2 protein-coding genes are annotated in these 1,063 nt (G+C 65.7%); both read left to right on the top strand.

What is annotated here, in order from left to right:
- A partial coding sequence (locus DXD48_RS09970) for a PTS sugar transporter subunit IIC (RefSeq protein WP_147324175.1) occupies positions 1 to 240 on the top strand: 240 nt, incomplete at its 5' end.
- Positions 221 to 1,054: a PTS system mannose/fructose/sorbose family transporter subunit IID gene (locus tag DXD48_RS09965; protein ID WP_117565064.1), complete on the top strand. Its 834-nt coding sequence runs from the start codon at positions 221 to 223 to the stop codon at positions 1,052 to 1,054. The genes DXD48_RS09970 and DXD48_RS09965, both read left to right, overlap by 20 nt.
- The last annotated feature ends 9 nt before the right edge of the window (positions 1,055 to 1,063 follow it).

The raw sequence follows: 1,063 nt of genomic DNA, 5'->3' as shown, positions 1-1,063 counted from the left end.
GGCGTTGCCGCCAACATCCTGCCGGCCATGGGCTTCGCCATGCTCGGCCGCCTGGTGCTCACCAAGCAGCTCGTGCCCTTCTACTTCCTGGGCTTCCTGCTGTGCTCCTACGCCAACGTGCCCGTCCTGGGCGTCGCCCTGATCGCCATCATCATCGGCATCGACAAGTTCGACCTGCTCGGCCTGGGCGGAGCCCAGCCCCAGCTTTCCGCGGAAGGGGATGAGGACGATGACTTCTAGTCCCGAGAACAAGATCACGCGCTCCGACCTCGTCAAGAGCGCCGTCAACGTCGGCGCCCTGGGCATGGAGTTCTCCTGGACCTACTACAAGCAGATGAACATCGCCTTCTGCCTGATGGTCGCCAACATGCTCAAGAAGATCTACGCCGGCCGCCCCGACGACTACGCCGAGGCCCTGCATCGCCACTGCGCGTTCTTCAACATCACCGTCCAGTTCGCCCCGTTCGTCGGCGGCATCGCGATGGCCATGGAGGAGAAGGTCGCCCGCGGCGAGATCGAGCCCGAGAGCGTCAACGACGTCAAGGCCGCCCTCATGGGCCCGCTGTCCGGCATCGGCGACTCCATCTTCCTGTCGACGCTGCGCGTGGTCGCCGCCGCGGTGGGCATCAGCCTGTGCCAGGCCGGCAACCCCTTCGGCCCCATCGCCTTCCTGCTCATCTACAACGTCCCCGGCTTCGCGCTGCGCATCTGGGGCGCCGTCAAGGGCTACGAGCTGGGCGTGGGCTTCCTGGACGAGGCCCAGAGGACCGGCCTCATGCAGAAGATCATGACCTGCGTGGGCATCGTGGGCGTCATGGTCGTGGGCGCCATGTGCAAGGACATGTTCTGGGCCAGCATCCCGGTGGCCATCGGCTCGGGCGAGGACGCCCAGACCCTCCAGGACATCCTGGACGGCATCATGCCCGGCATGCTCGGCATGCTCGCCTTCTGGCTGTACTACTGGCTGCTGTCCAAGAAGATCAACCCCATGGTGCTGATCGTGGCCACCATGGTCGTGGGCATCATCGGCGCGTTCTTCGGCGTGCTGGCGTAAGGGCCCGGC

The sequence above is a fragment of the Collinsella sp. TM05-37 genome (genome assembly GCF_003436455.1).
Lineage (GTDB): Bacteria > Actinomycetota > Coriobacteriia > Coriobacteriales > Coriobacteriaceae > Collinsella.
The sequence above is the reverse complement of the archived record's forward strand: the minus strand, read 5'-3'. Positions and strand labels throughout refer to the sequence as shown.

Bases quoted from the DNA above. Each gene is read 5' to 3' on its own strand.
- DXD48_RS09965 (WP_117565064.1), top strand. From the start codon at position 221: ATGAGGACGATGACTTCTAGTCCCGAGAACAAGATCACGCGCTCCGAC.